The sequence below is a fragment of the Ruegeria lacuscaerulensis genome, from assembly GCF_013034745.1.
GTDB lineage: Bacteria > Pseudomonadota > Alphaproteobacteria > Rhodobacterales > Rhodobacteraceae > Ruegeria > Ruegeria lacuscaerulensis_B.
Window position 1 is genome coordinate 49,143 of the sequence record NZ_WQGP01000001.1, and the last position, 17,781, is coordinate 66,923.

The window sequence follows — 17,781 nt, forward strand, 5'->3', positions numbered from 1 at the left end:
AGACAGGTATGAGAGGCTCCAATCAACGGAGCCTCTTATGACCAAGATCACCCCGCAACCCGGCATTATGGACATCGCGCTGTATCAGGGCGGCCAGTCGCATGTGGCCGGGGTTTCGCATGTGATCAAGCTGAGTTCCAACGAAAACCCGTTTGGTCCCAGCCCCAAGGCGATCGAGGCTGTGCGCGACAGTGCCGCAAACCTGCATCGCTATCCCAGCACCGACCACGCGCCCCTGCGCGACGCAATCGGTGTACGGCACGGGCTGGACCCAGCGCGGATCATCTGTGGTGTCGGCAGCGATGAGGTGCTGCAATTCGTGGCGCAAGCCTATGCCGGGCCGGGGGATGAGGTCATCTATACCGAGCACGGCTTTTCCATGTACCCGATCATCGCGCGGATGGCGGGGGCAACGCCGGTGATGGTGCCTGAAAAGGACCGCCGCGTGGATGTTGACAACATCCTTGCCGCTGTAACGGATCAGACGCGGATCGTGTTTGTGACCAATCCGGGTAACCCGACCTCGACCATGATCCCTGAAAGTGAGCTTGTGCGCCTAGCCGAGGCTCTGCCCGACAGTTGCCTGATGGTGATCGACGGGGCCTATGCCGAGTTCGTCGATGATTTTGATGGTGGGGCATCCATCGTGGGTCGGTTCGACAACGTGATCATGACCCGGACGTTCTCGAAAGTGTACGGCCTGGGTGGGATGCGCGTGGGCTGGGGCTATGCCGTGCAGTCGATCATTGATGTGCTCAACCGAGTGCGTCAGCCGTTTAACTTATCACTGACCGCTTTGGCGGCGGCCGAAGCTGCGGTTAAGGACGAAGAGTTCTTGTCTCATTGTCAGGCCGAAAACACGCGGCTGCGGGTGTGGTTGTCCGACGAACTGGCCAAGATCGGGGTGCCTTCGGATGCGTCCTGTACCAATTTCATTCTCGCCCGGTTCACCGATCAGGCCGAGGCTGAGGCTTGCGACGACTATTTGAAAACCCAAGGTTTGATCGTGCGGCGTGTGGCGGGATACAACTTGCCAAATGCGCTGCGCATCACCGTGGGCGATGAAGACGCCTGCCGCCGGGTCGTTGCGGCAATCTCCGCATTCAAAGAGGGCGCAGCATGAGCCAGATCTACGACCGTGTTGCACTGATCGGGCTGGGGCTGATCGCCTCGTCCATGTTCTGGGCCATCAAACGCGCCGGGCTAGCGGGTGAAGTGACGGGATACGCGAGGTCCAAGGCGACGCGCGACACCGCGCGCAAGATCGGTCTTTGCGACCGGGTGTGCGATACCGCCCAAGATGCGGCGGAGGGCGCCGATCTTGTCGTTCTCTGTGTTCCGGTCGGCGCGATGGGTGCGGTGGCCGCAGATATCGCACCAATGCTGAAACCGGGCGCGACGGTGTCTGACGTGGGTTCGGTCAAACGTCATGTGATCGAGGCGGTGTCGCCACATATCCCCGAGGGCGTGCATTTCATCCCCGCGCACCCGCTGGCCGGGACGGAACACTCGGGCCCAGAATCCGGTTTTGCCGAATTGTTCGACAATCGTTGGAGTCTTTTGGTGCCGGTTGAAGGCACCGACCCCGCCGCCGTCGCGCGCTTGCGTGCGCTTTGGGAGGGGATGGGATCGAACGTTGATGAGATGGACGCCGACCACCACGATCTGGTGCTAGCCGTTACTTCCCACGCACCGCATCTGATCGCTTACACGATGGTCGGTGTGGCCGATGACCTGCGCCGGGTGACGGATAGCGAGGTTATCAAATATTCGGCTGCCGGGTTCCGGGATTTCACGCGGATCGCGGCCTCGGACCCGACCATGTGGCGCGACGTGTTTCTGACTAACAAGGACGCGACTTTGGAAATTCTTGGCCGGTTCACAGAGGAACTGTTCGCCTTACAGCGTGCCATCCGAACCGGAGATGGTGAGCAGCTGTTCGACTATTTCACACGCACCCGTGCGATCCGGCGTGGGATCATCGACGCAGGCCAGGATACGGATGCGCCGGATTTCGGCCGGGGGAAATCCTAGCCATGAGAGCGATCCGGCGGACCATTGCTTTTGCGCTTGTTGGGGCCTTGGCTTCAACAGCGCAGGCAGCGCCGGAACAGTCATTGATTCCCGTGGCGCGGCCATCGGTCGAGCAGGTTGTTGGCCCCACAAAGCTTCGCCCCGTGTTGCGTCCTGTTTCAGCACAGGTTCTGGCCGTCGCTGCGCGCCCGACAGCGCTGCCGTTCCTGGGGCCGGACACATCCTTGATGCCTTATCTGCGCCCGAAAGCTCTGGAACAGGAGGCGCTGTTCAAGAAACGCAAGCTGCGCAAGGGTTCGGTCTGCGGGGATATCGACATTCAAGGCAAACCGGTGGGGCAGGTTCCGGGCAAGATCAAGGCCTGCGGGATCCAGGACGCGGTGCAGATTACTTCGGTCGCCGGTGTCAAACTCAGCCGCCCGTCTACGATGGATTGCGGAACTGCCATTGCGCTGAACAAATGGGTCGATAAATCGGTCAAGCCAACCTTCAAACGCCGCGGTCCGGTGGTCGAACTACAAGTCGCCGCCCACTATGCCTGCAGAACACGAAACAATCAGAAAGGCGCGCGGATATCCGAGCATGGCAAGGGGCGCGCGATAGATATCTCGGGTTTTCGAATGGCGGACGGAGAGCTGGTGACGGTTCTAAACGGCTGGCGCAAGAACCCGTCGAAGAAACAACTGACCAAAATCTGGCGCGGCGCGTGCGGGCCGTTTGGTACGGTGTTGGGGCCAAACTCGGACCGCTATCACCGTGATCATTTCCATCTGGATACGGCACGCCACAGACGGGGTCCGTATTGCCGTTAACGTAGAATTAGCCGCGGGGCTGGGCCAAGGGGCAGGGGGCCGACCGCAACGAAGCCGTCTCGGAAATTCAACTGCAAATCCAACGCATTGGGGTTTCCGCCTAGTCCGGCCATGAAGTTCAGCGCGCGCGTCACCGGGTCGACGGCTTGATCAGGCAATGCGCCAGCCGCGTTGGCCATGGCGATCATATCGCGCCAGTTCTCGGCTTTGATGGCGATCTCTCCGGTGGGGATGCCTTGCGCGTCCACGTCCAGCTCTCCGGCAGCAAAAAGACGAAGGGCCCCCCATTTCATCTCGGCCAGCCGCAGATCAATTCTGGTGGGTTGCGGGCGACCCTGTTCCAGCGCGGACCGGTCCCATGGCTTGTCGAACACGGTCGTCATGTCCAGTTCGAGCGTCTCAAAGGATTGCGGCAGAGTGGTGGCCGAGCGCATGAGCTCGCGCAAGTCGTCACCGGGGGTGAAGCCGTCAATCCGGGCGCTGATGGCATAGGTCTCAGGGATTGCTGTCTGCGCCATGATCAGCTGCAGCGTCTCGCCCGCCGCTTGCGCTTCTCCGTCGTCAGCGATTGACCACGACCCGGAAGTCAGCGCCATCTTCTCAAGCACCAGCGCAATACCGGGTTGCAGTTGCAACTCTGCCACCAAATCCGCCGCCGTGATGGTCGAGGTTTGGTCGAAATACGATAACCGCTGCGGTGTGTCGGCAAATCGCAGCATTTGCTGGCCGGGCCAGATGGCGGGGCTTTGGAATTCGATCCAATCCGCGCTCCAGGCGGTGCCGTTGACCGGATCGGCCAGCGCGGGATTATCCAGCCGGGTGACATGGTTGAACGGATACCCTGCGGTGGCGACCTGCGAATACTCAGCCTGCCAGCCCCTGTCCTGTTGTCCGTCGAACCATGTGGTTATGGCATTGCGCAGGCCAAATCCGGCGACAAACCAATATGCGCTCCAGATCACAGTTATGACAATGACTAGCCGTATCAGCCCGCGCATGGCAGTTCGCCCTTTTTCCCGTACCTGAATTGATGTTTATAGGCGCAAACGGGCAAGGACCAGTGCTATGACAATGTGGGTATTCGGATATGGATCGCTGTTGTGGAATCCGGGGTTTCCCGTTGCCCGCAGCGCGCGTGCGACGTTGCACGGATATGCCCGATCCTTCTGCATGAGCTCGATCCACCATCGCGGGACCGAGGATCATCCCGGCCTTGTGCTGGCTTTGGACGAACAGGACAGCGCCCAATGCAAGGGTCTGGCCCTGTCGGTCGAGCCCGGTCACGAGGACCGCACCCTGCACGAGCTGCGCGAGCGTGAGCTGATCTCGTCAGCCTATGTTGAGAAGATGCTGGACGTGCATCTGGAAAGCGGCGAAACGGTCGAGGCTGTCACCTATGTGATCGAAAAAGACCACGTGCAATATTGCGGTGGAATGCCTCTTGAGGAACAGGCTCAGATCATCGCCCACGCCGTGGGCGGGCGCGGGCCGAACACCGAATACCTCTATAACACCGCCGAACATCTGGCCGAGATTGGCCTGCGCGACCCTGATCTTGAGTGGTTGGCGCAACGGGTGCGTAGCATTACCGCATAAACCCTTGGCGTCACCGGCGGATTTTCGCTAGATTCACTGTCAGAGCAGGTAAGAACCGGGAACCACGCGCATGGCGCAGGCACATCAGGGCGCGAGACCGCATTTCTCGCAACCCATTCGTCAGATCGTAACGATGCTGATCGCTATAGGTCTGGCGGGGGCGGGCGTGTTTATGGCGCTGCCCTATGTCTTGCCGGTCTTCTATGCCAACCCGTATCTCAATGGGTTTATCCTGCTGGTCTTTGCGATCGGTGTTCTGGCCTGTTTTCTTCAGGTAACACAGTTAATCGGCTCGGTCCGCTGGATCGAAGCTTTTGTCGGTGGCGTCGTCCGCGAAGATGCGCGCACCCCGCAATTGCTGGCGCCGCTGGCCTCGTTGCTGCGTGAACGTGGCGCGCGGTCTCAGATCAGTTCCAGTTCAACCAGGTCCATTCTGGACTCGGTGGCCGAGCGGATCGAGGAAGAGCGTGAGATCACGCGATATATCACCAACGTCCTGATTTACTTAGGCCTTCTGGGTACATTCTTCGGCCTCGCCACCACGGTCCCGGCCATTGTCGACACGATCCGCAGCCTCAACCCGCAAGAGGGCGAAGAGGGGCTGGCCGTGTTCAATCGCTTGATGGTTGGGCTTGAGGCGCAGTTGCAGGGCATGGGCGTGGCCTTTGGGTCCTCGTTGCTGGGTCTGGCCGGGTCGTTGATAGTCGGCTTGCTGGAGCTGTTTGCGGGCCATGGTCAGAACCGGTTCTACCGCGAGATGGAGGAATGGCTGTCCTCGATCACACGGGTCGGCTTTGCGCTGGGTGATGAAGGCAGCAGCGCAGAACTGGCCGTACTGTCCCCGGTGTTGGATACGATGTCAGAACAGATGGACGCCTTGCAGGACCTGTTCTCGGCACAGGAGGGGGATCGGGCCGAGCTGTCCGCCAAGCTGGGTCAGTTGGTGGACGTGATCACCGATATGAACCTGCGCCAATCCGACAACGAAGGCGTCACCGCCGCGCTGGAACGCGTGGCGCTGGGACAGGATGCCCTGCTGGATCACATGCGCGAACAGGGCACCGGCGACGGGATCGACGCCGAAAGCCGGATGCGCCTGCGGTCGATGGATGTGCAATTGCTGCGCATCCTCGAAGAAATCTCGGCCGGTCGCCAGGAAAGCATGAGCGAGATGCGCAAGGATATCGAGCTGCTGGTCAAGGCCCTGACATTGCCGCGCGGTGCTGTGCGCACGACGCCGGGCGGAGAATAAAAGATGGCCCTGTCCCGTCGCACAGGTCAACGGTTTCAGGGCTCGGTCTGGCCCGGCTTCGTGGATGCGATCACCGGGCTTTTGATGGTTTTGACCTTCGTTTTGACGATCTTCATGGTGGTTCAGTTCGTCCTGCGGGAAACGATTTCGGGGCAGGAAGACGAGCTGACAGCGCTGTCTGACGAAGTTGCCGCGTTGGCCGGCGCGCTGGGGTTGGAAGAACGCGAAAACAGCCGACTTGAAGCTCGGCTTGGGGCGCTGAACGCGACATTGTCTGAAACCGAAGATGAGTTGGCTCAGGCCGAAGATAGCCTTTCGGAGGCGCAATCGCGGATCACGGGTTTTGAGGCGCAGGTTGCGGCATTGCTGGCCGATCAGGATCGCGCGCAAGATGTCATAGCCTCGCTTGAAGCGGAACGGCAGGGGTTACAGGACCAACAGGAACAGTTGCTATCGGATCAGGATGCGTTGAATCTTGCGCTTGCTCAAAGTCGCGCGGAGATTGACGCGCAAGCCGAGGCTGCACGGTTGGCTGCGGCCCGCCGCGAAGCACTGGAAGCTCTGGTTGCCGATTTGGAGCAAAGCGAAACTGCCCAGGCGGCGCTGATCACGGAACTTGAAGATCAACTTAGCGCTGAAGAGGCCGCGCGACTGGCTGAGGCGGCGGCGGCTGAAAACCTGCGCGACCGATTGCAGAACGCCGATGCCGAACTGACTGCGATGACACTGGCGTTGGAAGCGCAGCGCAAAGAGGCCGAGGAAACGCTGACCCTTTTGGCTGCCGCCCAAGCCGCTCGTGCCGAGCTTGAGCGTCAATTTGGAGAGCTGAATACCGAAGAGCTTGAGGCGCAGTTGCAGGCTGCCCTTGCCGCTCAAACTCAGGCGCAGGCGGATGCACAGGAACAACGCACATTGGCCGAGGAGCGCGCTGCCCTGCTGGCCGTGGCCCGCGAAGCGATTTCGACTGAAAAAGAAGTATCTGAGCAGGCGCAGCGTCAAACCGCTTTGTTGAACCAGCAACTCGCTGCGCTGCGTCAACAATTGGGCGGGTTGCAGGCGCTGCTGGACGATTATGAAGAACGCAACGCCGCCGCCGATATCCGCATCCAAACTCTGGGGCAGGATCTTAACGCGGCTTTGGCCCGCGCGGCCTCGGAAGAACGTCGCCGCCGTCTGCTGGAAGAGGCCGAACGCGCCCGTCTGGAGGCTGAAGCCGAAGCTCTGTCAGGCCAGAATGAGGAACTGGCTGCGCAGGCCGAGGACTTGCAGCGTTACCGCTCGGAATTCTTCGGCAGATTACGCGATGTTCTGGGGGATCAAGACGGGGTCCGGATCGAAGGGGATCGGTTCGTCTTTTCGTCCGAGGTTCTGTTTGACACCGGCTCGGCCGTGCTGTCGCCCGAAGGCCAACTCGAGGTCGCCAAAGTGGCCAACATCCTACGCACCGTGGCCGCTGAAATCCCCGAAGGGCTGAACTGGGTCATTCGTGTCGACGGCCACACGGACAATGTCCCCCTCGCTGGGACGGGGCGCTATCGCGACAACTGGGAACTGAGCCAGGGGCGCGCCCTGTCGGTGGTTCTGTATATGGTCGAGGCGCTGGGTATTCCACCCAGCCGGCTTGCGGCAAACGGCTTTGGAGAGTTCCAGCCCGTCAATCCGGCCGAAACACCCGAAGCGCGGGCCCAGAACCGGCGCATCGAGCTGAAGTTGACGGAACGATAACTAGCGCTTTGCCTTGTGCTCAGCGACGCCCAAAGCGAAAGCTGTCGTCTGGCGTACCAGTGAAACACCGTGGGATGACCGGGTAGTTTTCAGTTAGGAAATAGGCGTATGTTTCAGACGGATATTCGGGTGAGACCGTGATGCCTCCGTTGCATTCGTCCAGATTTCCGGTTCCTGCGCGGTAAACATAGTCCTCATTGAAGGTGCCATCAAAGTTTCCATCTGGTGCGCTGCCTCCGGGTCGATTGCCGTTCTTCAGTTGGTAGGATGAGGACATTTGCGTCACGTTCCCATCCTCAATACCAGTCATCGCATAGATCGGGAAACCATCTGCGGCATATCCGACCAGAGGCGAATGTCGGGTCGGCGTGTATTCCAATAGTTCGATCAAGCCGGTCGGGATACCGTGATAGTGGTACTTTCCTCCGGGGAGAACATGGGCGTGGTTTTCATCAAGACCCAGCGAAATTGCACCGCCAAGTGCGTTGTAAGACCAACCCGATCTTGGATCTCCATTCCAGTATTCTGCCGCCAGCGGATCAAACACCACACCGTCTATCGACACGCCGAAATTCCAACCCAGCTCCAGAGGCTTAGGCATGCGACTTGGTTTTGGGCGCGCGGGTACGCAGAGATTGACTCGTTGCTCGGAAAGGCCGTGCGGGTTGCCTCGGTTTGGAAAGCGACCGACCAGATGGTCCGGTATTCCATTTGCGGAAACGCTTACGCGATTTTGGCTTCGGTGAGATCAACGTAACTGACCCCCGGATCAATCGTGGCCGGTTGCAGAATTAGTGGCCGTGTTGTCGTTTCATGTTGATAGCGAAACCTGCGTTGTGCGGTCGTTATTGTGGCGATCACGGCAAAGGTTAAGGAAGAGCCCCAAAGGACGGCGGGTTTAAGCATTCGACTCTCCAATTCGCTTCAACGGTGATTGTGAAACGTGCGCGAGAAGTCGTTCCGTCGAAAAACGCGCCCACGGGCGCGCAATCGTCTGGCGTTGATGCAAAATCGCCCGGATGCAGGTGCAACCGGGCGATCAATGTTTCTAAAAGCTTGTGCAATCAGTCTGCTGTTAGCAGCGGCGGCTTGTCGCCCGGAATGCGAGGCTGATCGGGGCCCAGAATTTCCAGGTTCAGATCGCCTTTCTTAACCGAAACGCGAACCACACCACCCTTGGCCAACTTACCGAACAATAGCTCTTCAGCCAGAGGCTTCTTGATGTGTTCCTGGATCACCCGGCCCAGAGGGCGTGCGCCCATCTTGTCGTCATACCCTTTGTCCGCCAGCCATTCGGCGGCCTTAGGTGTCAGGTCAAAGGTCACATTGCGGTCCATCAACTGTGCTTCCAGTTGCAGGACGAATTTCTCGACCACTTGCAGGATGACCTCTTTCGGCAGCGGTGCGAAGGAAATCACCGCGTCCAGACGGTTGCGGAATTCCGGCGTAAAGGTCCGCTCAATCGCAGCCGTATCTTCACCTTCGCGGCGATCACGGCCAAAGCCGATCGCGGCCTTGGCCTGTTCCTGTGCACCCGCGTTCGAAGTCATGATCAGCACCACGTTGCGGAAATTCACCGTGCGACCGTTGTGATCGGTCAGCTCACCATGGTCCATCACCTGCAACAGGATGTTAAACACATCCGGGTGCGCCTTCTCGATCTCGTCCAGCAGCAGCACGCAATGCGGATGCTGGTCAACGCCGTCGGTCAACAGACCACCCTGATCGAACCCAACATAACCCGGAGGCGCACCGATCAGGCGAGAGACCGCGTGCTTCTCCATGTATTCCGACATGTCAAAGCGCAGCAGTTCAACACCCAGCGTATCGGCCAGCTGTTTCGCCACTTCGGTTTTGCCCACACCGGTCGGACCTGCGAACAGGTAATTGCCGATGGGCTTTTCAGGCTCACGCAGGCCAGCCCGCGCCAGTTTGATCGCGCTGGAAAGCGCGACAATGGCGTCGTCCTGACCGAAAACCACCCGTTTTAGCGAGGTCTCAAGGTCTTTCAGAACCTCGGCATCGTCCTTGGTGACGTTCTTGGGCGGGATGCGGGCGATCTTGGCAACCACGGCCTCGATCTCTTTCACGCCAATGGTTTTTCGGCGCTTGCTTTCCGCGACCAGATGCTGAGCTGCACCGGCTTCGTCAATCACGTCGATGGCCTTGTCAGGCAGCTTGCGGTCATTGATATAGCGTGCCGACAGTTCCACCGCCGTTTTGATCGCGTCCGCAGTATATTTGATCGCGTGATGTTCTTCGAAATAAGGTTTGAGGCCGCGCAGGATTTTCACGCTGTCTTCCACCGAAGGCTCATTCACATCAATTTTCTGGAACCTGCGGCTGAGCGCGCGGTCTTTTTCGAAGTGCTGACGGAACTCCTTGTATGTGGTCGAACCCATGGTGCGCAGCTTGCCACCCTGCAGTGCAGGTTTCAGCAAGTTCGACGCATCCATCGCGCCTCCCGATGTGGCGCCTGCGCCGATGACCGTGTGAATTTCGTCAATGAACAGCACCGCATCGGGATGCTCTTCCAACTCGGTCACAACCGCCTTCAGCCGTTCCTCGAAATCACCGCGATAGCGCGTACCGGCCAGCAGCGCGCCCATATCCAGCGAATAAATCGTTGTCTCGGACAGCACATCGGGGGCTTCGCCCGCGACGATTTTGTGCGCAAGTCCTTCGGCAATAGCCGTTTTGCCCACGCCCGGATCGCCAACCAGCAACGGATTGTTTTTGCGGCGGCGGCAAAGCACCTGGATACAGCGTTCAACCTCGTCCGAGCGCCCAATCAGCGGATCAACGTCACCCGCGCGGGATTTGGTGTTCAGATCGACACAGTACTTTCCAAGAGCGCTTTCTTTTTGTTCGCCTTCGCCCGTGCCAGACTGCGGTTCCTCTTCAACCTGATCCGCGCCCGAAACTGAGCGGTTTTCGCCGTAGGCAGGGTCTTTAGCGACGCCGTGAGCGATGAAATTCACCGCGTCATAGCGTGTCATATCCTGTTCTTGCAGGAAATAGGCCGCATTGCTTTCGCGTTCGGCGAAGATGGCGACCAGAACATTGGCGCCCGTCACCTCAGTCCGGCCAGAGCTTTGCACGTGGATCGCGGCGCGTTGGATCACGCGCTGGAAGGCGGCTGTTGGCACGGCTTCTGACCCGTCAATGTCGGTGACGAGGTTGGATAAATCTTCGTCAATGAATTCGACCAGAGTACTACGCAAGTCCTCAAGATCAACGCTGCAGGCTTTCATGACACGGATCGCATCCGGTTCTTCCAGCAGCGCCAGAAGCAGATGCTCCAGCGTGGCGAATTCGTGTCGCCGTTCGTTCGCTGCCGCAAGGGCCGCGTGAATGGCTTGTTCTAAAGTGCTCGAGAATGAAGGCACGCGGGTGCTCCTCTGTCTTGGGTCGGAAGGGGCGCGGGCTTTCGGCCGGATCCCCATCCCAACCATGTCCTCATACTATTAGAGTTTGGTTGATCATGGCCCGGCTTCAAGGGTTTTCTTTCACTTGACAGTCACATTTATTGTGACCGTGGCTGTGAAGTTGGGGAAATAGGCATCAAAAGCGGTCTTTTCTAGCCCGGATTTCCGCAAATACAGCCGCCGGATCCGCGCCCGCCATGCCCAGATGCGCTTGAATCGCCGGATCTGCGGCGCGCAGGAAAGGATTTGTCGCGTTTTCCAAAGCCAATGTCGAGGGCACCGTTGGTTCATTCGCTGCCCGCGCGCGGTCGATATCGGCAGCGCGGTCTTGCAGCGCAGCATTGTCCGGATCGACCGTCAGGGCAAACTTGGCGTTCGATTGTGTATATTCGTGACCTGAACACACTATAGTATCGTCGGGCAGGGCGGCCAATTTCGACAGGGAGGCCCACATTTGAGGCGCTGTGCCTTCGAACAGACGCCCGCAGCCGAGGGCCATCAGGCTGTCTGCGGTAAAAACGGCAGCACTTTGGGGCATGTAAAACGCGATATGTCCGACCGTATGGCCTGAGACATCCAACACCTGAACTTGCTCTCCGCCCAGTTCAAACGTATCGCCATCGCTGACTTGTTGATCCAATGGTGGCAAGCGGTGCGCGTCGGCAGCGGCCCCGATCACTTTGGCGGTGTGCTTTTCCAGAATGGCCGGCAAGCCGTCCACATGGTCATAGTGGTGATGAGTCAACAACACGTGGCTGAGCGTCCAGCCGCGCCGGTCCAGCTCGGCCAGAATGGGTCCTGCTTCGGGCGCGTCGATCAAAGCGGTGTTGCCGCTTGCGGCGTCATGCGCCAGAAAAGCGTAGTTATCGCTGAGACATGGAATGGTGACGATTTCAAGAGGCATGGCCTTTTGCCCTTTCGTTGCTAGACTGCGCCGAAGCTAAGCCGATTGACCGGGTGTCCGCAATGCATCTTGATGTGCAGGATCTGAGGAATTTCTACTACCGCAGCACATTGGGGCGTGCGGCGCAGGCGGCGATCCGGGGCCGGTTGATCGAACAATGGCCCGAAGCCAAAGGCCAGACAGTCGCCGGGTTTGGCTTTGCCGTACCCTTGCTGCGCCCTTACCTGGCAGATGCCCGGCGGGTGATTGGGCTGATGCCTGGGCCGCAAGGCGTTATGCCGTGGCCCGCGGGGATGCCCAATGTCTCGGTCCTGACGGAAGAGACGATGTGGCCGATAGAGACCGGGCACGTGGACAAGCTGGTGGTGATGCACGGGCTTGAGACCTCGCAGCGGCCAAGCGAACTGTTAAATGAATGCTGGCGGGTTCTGGGCCCTGGTGGGCGCGCGTTCTTTATTGTGCCCAACCGCGCGGGATTGTGGTCACGGACGGATCGGACGCCGTTTGGCTTTGGACGTCCGTATTCAGCATCGCAGCTAGAAAACCAGCTCCGGGCGCATCATTTTGAACCGGAAAGCCATTGCTCAGCATTGTATTTGCCTCCCTCGTTCCGGCGGTTCTGGCTCAAGTCGGGCAATCTGATTGAAAAGACGGGCCAGCGGATACCCACCGTCATGGCTGGAGGTGTTCTGATGGTCGAAGCAACAAAGCATATTCGACCCCCAAGCGGCAGCGTCACCAAGGATCCTGTCCGTCGTCCGATCAAGGCACTAGACGGTCTGTTGAAGCCCGCCTAGCTCTTGCTTGCTTTTACGCCACGTCAAAGCGGGAAAACGCGGCAAAAACGCCTCAGGAATCGCAAAAACCTACACTTTCGTAACATTTTTCGCCCCTTGCAGCCGGACAAAAGGGTCGCACCCTGTGTAACCATTTGAAATCAAACACTTTGTGGATAAAGTCACCCCCGTGATAATATGTTGCTAGCTGGGTTCGGCTCTGCTACATCCCCGGTGATTTTGATCCCCGCCCTAAAAGGACGGGGTTTCCTCACGCCCCAAGGTAGCGGCCGCTACCCGAAATCGGGGCCTCAAATATCGGAAGGGTGGACGTGTCCGAACCAGCTTCGATTTCCACAGGCATCGCCGAGCGCTATGCCACCGCGATCTTCGAGATCGCGAAAGAGAATAAAGACCTCGCAGGTCTGGAGACCGGAATTAACGATCTGGCAGCAGCATTGGGCGACAGCGCCGAACTGCGTAACCTGATCGCTTCGCCTCTGGTTTCGCGCGCCGAACAGGAAGGCGCCATTACCGCAATCGCCGACAAAATGGGCCTGAACGCCATCCTGCGCAACACGCTGGGCCTGATGGCACAAAAACGCCGCCTGTTTGTCGTACCGCAGCTGGTGCAGGTTCTGCGCGACATGCTGGCCGAAGAGCGTGGCGAAGTGACTGCCGATGTTGCCTCGGCCAAAGCGCTGACCAAGACACAGATGGAAAAACTGTCCAAGACGCTGTCCGAGCGTGTGGGCAAGACCGTGACAATCAATGCGACCGTGGATGAAAGCCTCATCGGCGGTCTTGTCGTTAAAGTGGGCTCGAAGATGATCGATAGTTCGATCCGTTCGAAGCTGAACTCCCTACAGAATGCAATGAAAGAGGTCGGATAAATGGGAATCCAAGCTGCAGAGATTTCTGCAATCCTGAAGGACCAGATCAAGAATTTTGGTCAGGAAGCCGAAGTGGCCGAGATCGGCCGCGTGCTGAGCGTCGGTGACGGGATTGCCCGTGTATACGGCCTGGACAATGTGCAAGCCGGTGAGATGGTCGAATTCCCCGGTGGCATCATGGGCATGGCCCTGAACCTGGAAAGCGACAACGTCGGTGTCGTTATCTTCGGGTCTGACCGTGACATCAAAGAAGGTGACACAGTCAAGCGCACCAACTCGATCGTGGACGTTCCGATCGGTGACGAACTGCTGGGCCGCGTTGTTGACGGTCTGGGCAACCCGCTGGACGGCAAAGGCCCGATCAATGCCTCCAAGCGTGGCGTTGCTGACGTCAAAGCCCCCGGCATCATCCCGCGTAAATCGGTGCACGAGCCGATGGCAACTGGCCTGAAATCGGTTGACGCGATGATCCCGATCGGCCGTGGCCAGCGTGAGCTGATCATTGGCGACCGTCAGACCGGTAAAACCGCCGTTGCTCTGGACACCATCCTGAACCAGAAAGTCTACAACGACGCAGCAGGCGACGACGAGTCGAAGAAACTGTACTGCATCTACGTGGCGGTTGGTCAGAAGCGTTCGACCGTTGCACAGCTGGTGAAGAAACTGGAAGAATCCGGCGCGATTGAATACTCGATCGTTGTGGCCGCAACCGCGTCCGACCCGGCGCCGATGCAGTTCCTGGCGCCTTACTCGGCGACTGCGATGGCCGAATACTTCCGCGACAACGGCCGCCACGCGCTGATTATCTATGATGACCTGTCGAAACAGGCTGTGTCCTATCGTCAGATGTCCCTGCTGCTGCGTCGTCCGCCCGGACGTGAAGCCTATCCTGGCGACGTTTTCTACCTCCACTCGCGTCTGCTGGAGCGTTCGGCGAAGCTGAACGAAGACTTTGGTGCAGGCTCGCTGACCGCTCTGCCGGTTATCGAAACGCAAGGTGGTGACGTTTCGGCGTTTATTCCGACCAACGTGATCTCGATCACCGACGGTCAGATCTTTCTGGAAACCGAACTGTTCTATCAGGGTATCCGCCCTGCTGTGAACACCGGTCTGTCGGTTTCGCGCGTGGGCTCCTCGGCTCAGACTGACGCGATGAAATCGGTTGCCGGTCCGGTGAAACTGGAGCTGGCTCAGTACCGCGAAATGGCTGCGTTTGCGCAGTTCGGTTCCGACCTTGATGCCGCAACTCAGCAGCTGCTGAACCGTGGTGCGCGCCTGACCGAGCTGATGAAACAACCGCAGTACTCGCCGCTGACAAACGCGGAAATCGTCTGCGTTATCTTTGCAGGCACCAACGGCTACCTCGACAAGATCGACGTATCTGATGTTGGCCGCTACGAGGCCGGTCTGCTGTCGCACCTGCGCGGCAAGCATGCTGACCTGCTGAAGTGGATCACCGACGAAGATCCGAAGATCAAAGGTGACGCAGCAGACAAACTCAAGGCAGCGATCGACGAATACGCCGCGACCTTCGCTTGATAGGGGGTTCCGATGCCTAGTCTGAAGGACCTTAAAAACAGGATCGAGTCGGTCAAGTCGACCCGCAAGATCACCAAGGCCATGCAGATGGTCGCGGCTGCAAAACTGCGCCGCGCCCAGGAATCTGCTGAAGCCTCACGCCCTTATGCCGAGCGGTTCAATGCCGTGATGGCGGGGCTGGCGGCTTCGGTCGGGGGCAGCGACAGCGCCCCCAAGCTGCTCCGTGGTACGGGCAGCGATGATGTCCATCTGCTGGTTGTGATGACAGCTGAACGCGGCCTGTGTGGCGGCTTCAACTCGAACATCGCCAAGCTGGCCCGCCAAAAGGCGGAAGAGCTGCGCGGCAAAGGCAAGACGGTCAAGGTTCTGACCGTTGGCAAGAAAGGCCGCGACGCGCTCAAGCGCGATTTGGGCGATCTGTTCGTTGGACATGTCGACCTTAGCGAGGTCAAGCGCATTGGCTACACCAACGCGCAAGACATCGCCAAGGACGTACTGTCACGCTTTGATGGGGCTGAGTTCGATGTTGCCACGATCTTCTACTCGAAGTTCGTCAACGTTGTGACCCAGATCCCGACGGCACAGCAAATCATCCCCGCCTCGTTCGAGGACGACGCGGCAGGTGACGACAGCGGTGCCATTTTCGACTATGAGCCCAGCGAAGAGGCTATCCTGGCCGACCTGCTGCCCAAGGGGGTTGCAACCGCGATCTTCTCGGCTCTGCTCGAAAACGGAGCGTCTGAACAGGGGGCACGGATGTCCGCGATGGACAACGCGACGCGCAACGCGGGTGAGATGATCGACAAGCTGACGATCCAGTTCAACCGCTCGCGTCAGGCCGTGATCACCAACGAGCTGATTGAAATTATTTCCGGCGCCGAAGCGCTGTAGAGACATACCGGAGACGAAACATGGCGAATGCAAAAGGCAAAGTCACACAGATCATCGGGGCCGTCGTCGACGTGCAGTTCGATGACGCACTGCCTGAAATTCTGAACGCGCTGGAAACCACCAATAACGGCAAACGCCTGGTGTTGGAAGTTGCTCAGCACCTGGGTGAAAACACCGTCCGTACCATCGCGATGGATGCGACCGAAGGTCTGGTCCGTGGCGAAGTTGTGACCGACACCGGCGCACCGATCTCGGTTCCGGTTGGCAACGCCACCCTTGGCCGCATCCTGAACGTGGTCGGCGAGCCGATCGACGAAAAAGGCGACGTTGTTGCGTCGGAAACCCGCGCAATCCACCAGCCCGCACCTGAGTTCGCGGAACAGTCGACCGAGTCGGAAATCCTTGTGACCGGCATCAAGGTTGTTGACCTCCTGGCTCCTTACGCCAAAGGCGGTAAAATTGGCCTCTTCGGTGGCGCGGGCGTTGGTAAAACCGTTCTGATCATGGAACTGATCAACAACATCGCAAAAGTGCACTCGGGCTTCTCGGTATTCGCGGGTGTTGGTGAACGGACCCGTGAAGGGAACGACCTGTACCACGAAATGATCGAATCCAACGTCATCAAGCCCGACAATCTGTCGGAATCGCAGGTTGCGCTGGTTTACGGTCAGATGAACGAACCTCCGGGTGCGCGTGCGCGTGTTGCTTTGACCGGTCTGACCCTGGCCGAGCAGTTCCGCGACCAGTCCGGTACCGACGTTCTGTTCTTCGTCGACAACATCTTCCGCTTCACGCAGGCGGGTTCCGAGGTTTCGGCTCTGTTGGGTCGTATTCCGTCCGCCGTGGGCTACCAGCCGACGCTGGCCACCGACATGGGCGCCCTGCAGGAACGCATCACCTCGACCAAGTCGGGCTCGATCACCTCGGTGCAGGCCATCTACGTTCCCGCGGACGACTTGACCGACCCCGCGCCGGCAACTTCGTTCGCTCACTTGGATGCGACCACCGTTCTTAACCGTGCGATCTCGGAAAAGGGTATCTACCCGGCTGTTGACCCGCTCGACTCGTCGTCGCGTCTGCTGGACCCGGCCATCGTTGGTGAAGAGCACTACGCGGTTGCAACCGACGTTCAGCAGATCCTCCAGCGCTATAAGTCGCTTCAGGACATCATCGCCATCCTCGGTATGGACGAACTGTCGGAAGAAGACAAACTGACCGTTGCCCGTGCCCGTAAGATCGAGCGCTTCCTGTCGCAGCCGTTCGACGTGGCCGAGGTTTTCACCGGTTCGCCGGGCGTTCAGGTTCCTCTGGATGTCACCATCTCGTCGTTCAAAGCCGTTGTGGCTGGCGAATATGATCACCTGCCCGAAGCGGCCTTCCTGATGGTTGGTGGCATCGACGAAGTGATCGCCAAAGCGGAAAAGATGGCCGCAGAAGCCGCCTAAGGAGTATCCCTGATGGCAAACACGATGCAATTCGACCTCGTCAGCCCAGAGCGGAGCCTTGCTTCGCTTGAGGCCACCGCGGTCCAGCTACCCGGCGCGGACGGGGACATGACGGCAATGCCCGATCATGCCCCCACCATCACCACGCTACGCCCCGGTCTGCTGAAGGTTGAGGCACCTGCCGGAGCCAGCGAATACCTGGTCACTGGCGGGTTTGCCCAGATCAACGGCGACGGCCTGTCGGTTCTGGCTGAAAAAGCCATACCGGTTGCCGAAGTGACCCGGTCGCATCTGGATGACCTGATCGCTGAAGCCCGCGCCTCGCACGAGGCCGCAAAGGCCGGGGACGATCAGTCCATCGTTGACGATGCAGCCAAACTGCTTGCCGACATGGAAGCGCTTGGGACGCATATGAGCCTGTAACGGCTTGTTGCAAATGGATCATTCGAAACGGCCTCGCAATGCGGGGCCGTTTTTTTGTCGTGA

General features: G+C 59.1%; 16 protein-coding genes. 12 read left to right on the plus strand and 4 right to left on the minus strand.

The window, feature by feature from the left end; all coding sequences use genetic code 11:
• Positions 1-37 precede the first annotated feature (37 nt).
• The 3 genes from hisC to GOV79_RS00215 are packed head-to-tail and all read left to right on the plus strand — an operon-like array spanning position 38 to position 2,846.
• Positions 38-1,123 carry a histidinol-phosphate transaminase gene (gene hisC / locus GOV79_RS00205; RefSeq protein ID WP_170768985.1) on the plus strand — a complete coding sequence of 362 codons (1,086 nt, stop codon included), beginning with the start codon at positions 38-40 and terminating at the stop codon, positions 1,121-1,123.
• On the plus strand, positions 1,120-2,034 hold the full coding sequence (locus GOV79_RS00210; RefSeq protein ID WP_170768986.1) for a prephenate/arogenate dehydrogenase family protein: 915 nt from the start codon (positions 1,120-1,122) through the stop codon (positions 2,032-2,034). Before hisC ends, GOV79_RS00210 begins: the two co-directional genes overlap by 4 nt.
• Before the next feature lie 2 nt (positions 2,035-2,036).
• Positions 2,037-2,846, plus strand: coding sequence for an extensin-like domain-containing protein (locus tag GOV79_RS00215; RefSeq protein WP_170768987.1), 810 nt, complete (start codon positions 2,037-2,039; stop codon positions 2,844-2,846).
• Here GOV79_RS00215 and GOV79_RS00220 read toward each other — a convergent pair.
• Positions 2,843-3,844: a DUF2125 domain-containing protein gene (locus tag GOV79_RS00220; RefSeq protein ID WP_170788155.1), complete on the minus strand. Its 1,002-nt coding sequence runs from the start codon at positions 3,842-3,844 to the stop codon at positions 2,843-2,845. The genes GOV79_RS00215 and GOV79_RS00220 overlap by 4 nt on opposite strands.
• Positions 3,845-3,911: 67 nt before the next feature.
• Here GOV79_RS00220 and GOV79_RS00225 point away from each other — a divergent pair, with 67 nt between their 5' ends.
• The 3 genes from GOV79_RS00225 (at position 3,912) to GOV79_RS00235 (ending at position 7,419) form a co-directional block, all read left to right on the plus strand.
• Entirely contained in the window at positions 3,912-4,442 is a 531-nt protein-coding gene (locus tag GOV79_RS00225; RefSeq protein ID WP_170768989.1) for a gamma-glutamylcyclotransferase, read from the plus strand.
• A 70-nt stretch (positions 4,443-4,512) separates the two neighbouring features.
• A complete protein-coding gene (locus GOV79_RS00230) occupies positions 4,513-5,694 on the plus strand; it encodes a biopolymer transporter ExbB (RefSeq protein WP_170768990.1) in 1,182 nt (393 codons plus the stop codon).
• Between the two features lie 3 nt (positions 5,695-5,697).
• Entirely contained in the window at positions 5,698-7,419 is a 1,722-nt protein-coding gene (locus tag GOV79_RS00235; RefSeq protein ID WP_170788156.1) for a peptidoglycan -binding protein, read from the plus strand.
• A gap of 19 nt (positions 7,420-7,438) precedes the next feature.
• Here the strand turns inward: GOV79_RS00235 and GOV79_RS00240 are convergent, their stop codons facing one another.
• From GOV79_RS00240 to gloB, 3 genes are all read right to left on the minus strand, one after another.
• Positions 7,439-8,125: a YHYH protein gene (locus GOV79_RS00240; protein WP_331252302.1), complete on the minus strand. Its 687-nt coding sequence runs from the start codon at positions 8,123-8,125 to the stop codon at positions 7,439-7,441.
• Positions 8,126-8,483: 358 nt separating this feature from the next.
• The gene (gene clpA, locus GOV79_RS00245; protein ID WP_170783775.1) at positions 8,484-10,808 is read right to left on the minus strand and encodes an ATP-dependent Clp protease ATP-binding subunit ClpA; all 2,325 of its coding nucleotides are present in this window, start codon (positions 10,806-10,808) and stop codon (positions 8,484-8,486) included.
• 175 nt (positions 10,809-10,983) lie between these two features.
• Positions 10,984-11,751 carry a hydroxyacylglutathione hydrolase gene (gene gloB / locus GOV79_RS00250; RefSeq protein WP_170768994.1) on the minus strand — a complete coding sequence of 256 codons (768 nt, stop codon included), beginning with the start codon at positions 11,749-11,751 and terminating at the stop codon, positions 10,984-10,986.
• Between the two features lie 62 nt (positions 11,752-11,813).
• On the opposite strand from gloB, the gene GOV79_RS00255 reads away from it, so the two are divergent.
• The 6 genes from GOV79_RS00255 to GOV79_RS00280 all read left to right on the plus strand — a co-directional run bounded on the left by GOV79_RS00255 (position 11,814) and on the right by GOV79_RS00280 (position 17,718).
• The gene (locus tag GOV79_RS00255) at positions 11,814-12,548 is read left to right on the plus strand and encodes a class I SAM-dependent methyltransferase (protein WP_170768995.1); all 735 of its coding nucleotides are present in this window, start codon (positions 11,814-11,816) and stop codon (positions 12,546-12,548) included.
• A gap of 311 nt (positions 12,549-12,859) precedes the next feature.
• Positions 12,860-13,420, plus strand: coding sequence for a F0F1 ATP synthase subunit delta (locus tag GOV79_RS00260; RefSeq protein ID WP_170352320.1), 561 nt, complete (start codon positions 12,860-12,862; stop codon positions 13,418-13,420).
• On the plus strand, positions 13,421-14,959 hold the full coding sequence (gene atpA / locus GOV79_RS00265) for a F0F1 ATP synthase subunit alpha (RefSeq protein WP_170788158.1): 1,539 nt from the start codon (positions 13,421-13,423) through the stop codon (positions 14,957-14,959).
• 12 nt (positions 14,960-14,971) lie between these two features.
• Complete coding sequence (locus GOV79_RS00270) at positions 14,972-15,850, plus strand: F0F1 ATP synthase subunit gamma (RefSeq protein WP_170788159.1); 879 nt, start codon at positions 14,972-14,974, stop codon at positions 15,848-15,850.
• Between the two features lie 20 nt (positions 15,851-15,870).
• Positions 15,871-17,295, plus strand: a complete 1,425-nt coding sequence (gene atpD, locus GOV79_RS00275) for a F0F1 ATP synthase subunit beta (protein WP_170783779.1) — start codon at positions 15,871-15,873, stop codon at positions 17,293-17,295.
• Between the two features lie 12 nt (positions 17,296-17,307).
• The gene (locus GOV79_RS00280; protein WP_170768998.1) at positions 17,308-17,718 is read left to right on the plus strand and encodes a F0F1 ATP synthase subunit epsilon; all 411 of its coding nucleotides are present in this window, start codon (positions 17,308-17,310) and stop codon (positions 17,716-17,718) included.
• The last annotated feature ends 63 nt before the right edge of the window (positions 17,719-17,781 follow it).

What these genes read in the sequence shown, in the direction of transcription:
- GOV79_RS00215 (WP_170768987.1), top strand. Translation starts at nt 2,037, where the DNA reads ATGAGAGCGATCCGGCGGACCATTGCTTTTGCGCTTGTTGGGGCCTTG.
- GOV79_RS00210 (WP_170768986.1), top strand. Translation starts at nt 1,120, where the DNA reads ATGAGCCAGATCTACGACCGTGTTGCACTGATCGGGCTGGGGCTGATC.
- GOV79_RS00280 (WP_170768998.1), top strand. Translation starts at nt 17,308, where the DNA reads ATGGCAAACACGATGCAATTCGACCTCGTCAGCCCAGAGCGGAGCCTT.
- GOV79_RS00255 (WP_170768995.1), top strand. Translation starts at nt 11,814, where the DNA reads ATGCATCTTGATGTGCAGGATCTGAGGAATTTCTACTACCGCAGCACA.
- GOV79_RS00225 (WP_170768989.1), top strand. Translation starts at nt 3,912, where the DNA reads ATGACAATGTGGGTATTCGGATATGGATCGCTGTTGTGGAATCCGGGG.
- GOV79_RS00270 (WP_170788159.1), top strand. Translation starts at nt 14,972, where the DNA reads ATGCCTAGTCTGAAGGACCTTAAAAACAGGATCGAGTCGGTCAAGTCG.
- gloB (WP_170768994.1), bottom strand. Translation starts at nt 11,751, where the DNA reads ATGCCTCTTGAAATCGTCACCATTCCATGTCTCAGCGATAACTACGCT.
- atpD (WP_170783779.1), top strand. Translation starts at nt 15,871, where the DNA reads ATGGCGAATGCAAAAGGCAAAGTCACACAGATCATCGGGGCCGTCGTC.
- atpA (WP_170788158.1), top strand. Translation starts at nt 13,421, where the DNA reads ATGGGAATCCAAGCTGCAGAGATTTCTGCAATCCTGAAGGACCAGATC.
- GOV79_RS00220 (WP_170788155.1), bottom strand. Translation starts at nt 3,844, where the DNA reads ATGCGCGGGCTGATACGGCTAGTCATTGTCATAACTGTGATCTGGAGC.
- GOV79_RS00230 (WP_170768990.1), top strand. Translation starts at nt 4,513, where the DNA reads ATGGCGCAGGCACATCAGGGCGCGAGACCGCATTTCTCGCAACCCATT.
- hisC (WP_170768985.1), top strand. Translation starts at nt 38, where the DNA reads ATGACCAAGATCACCCCGCAACCCGGCATTATGGACATCGCGCTGTAT.
- GOV79_RS00235 (WP_170788156.1), top strand. Translation starts at nt 5,698, where the DNA reads ATGGCCCTGTCCCGTCGCACAGGTCAACGGTTTCAGGGCTCGGTCTGG.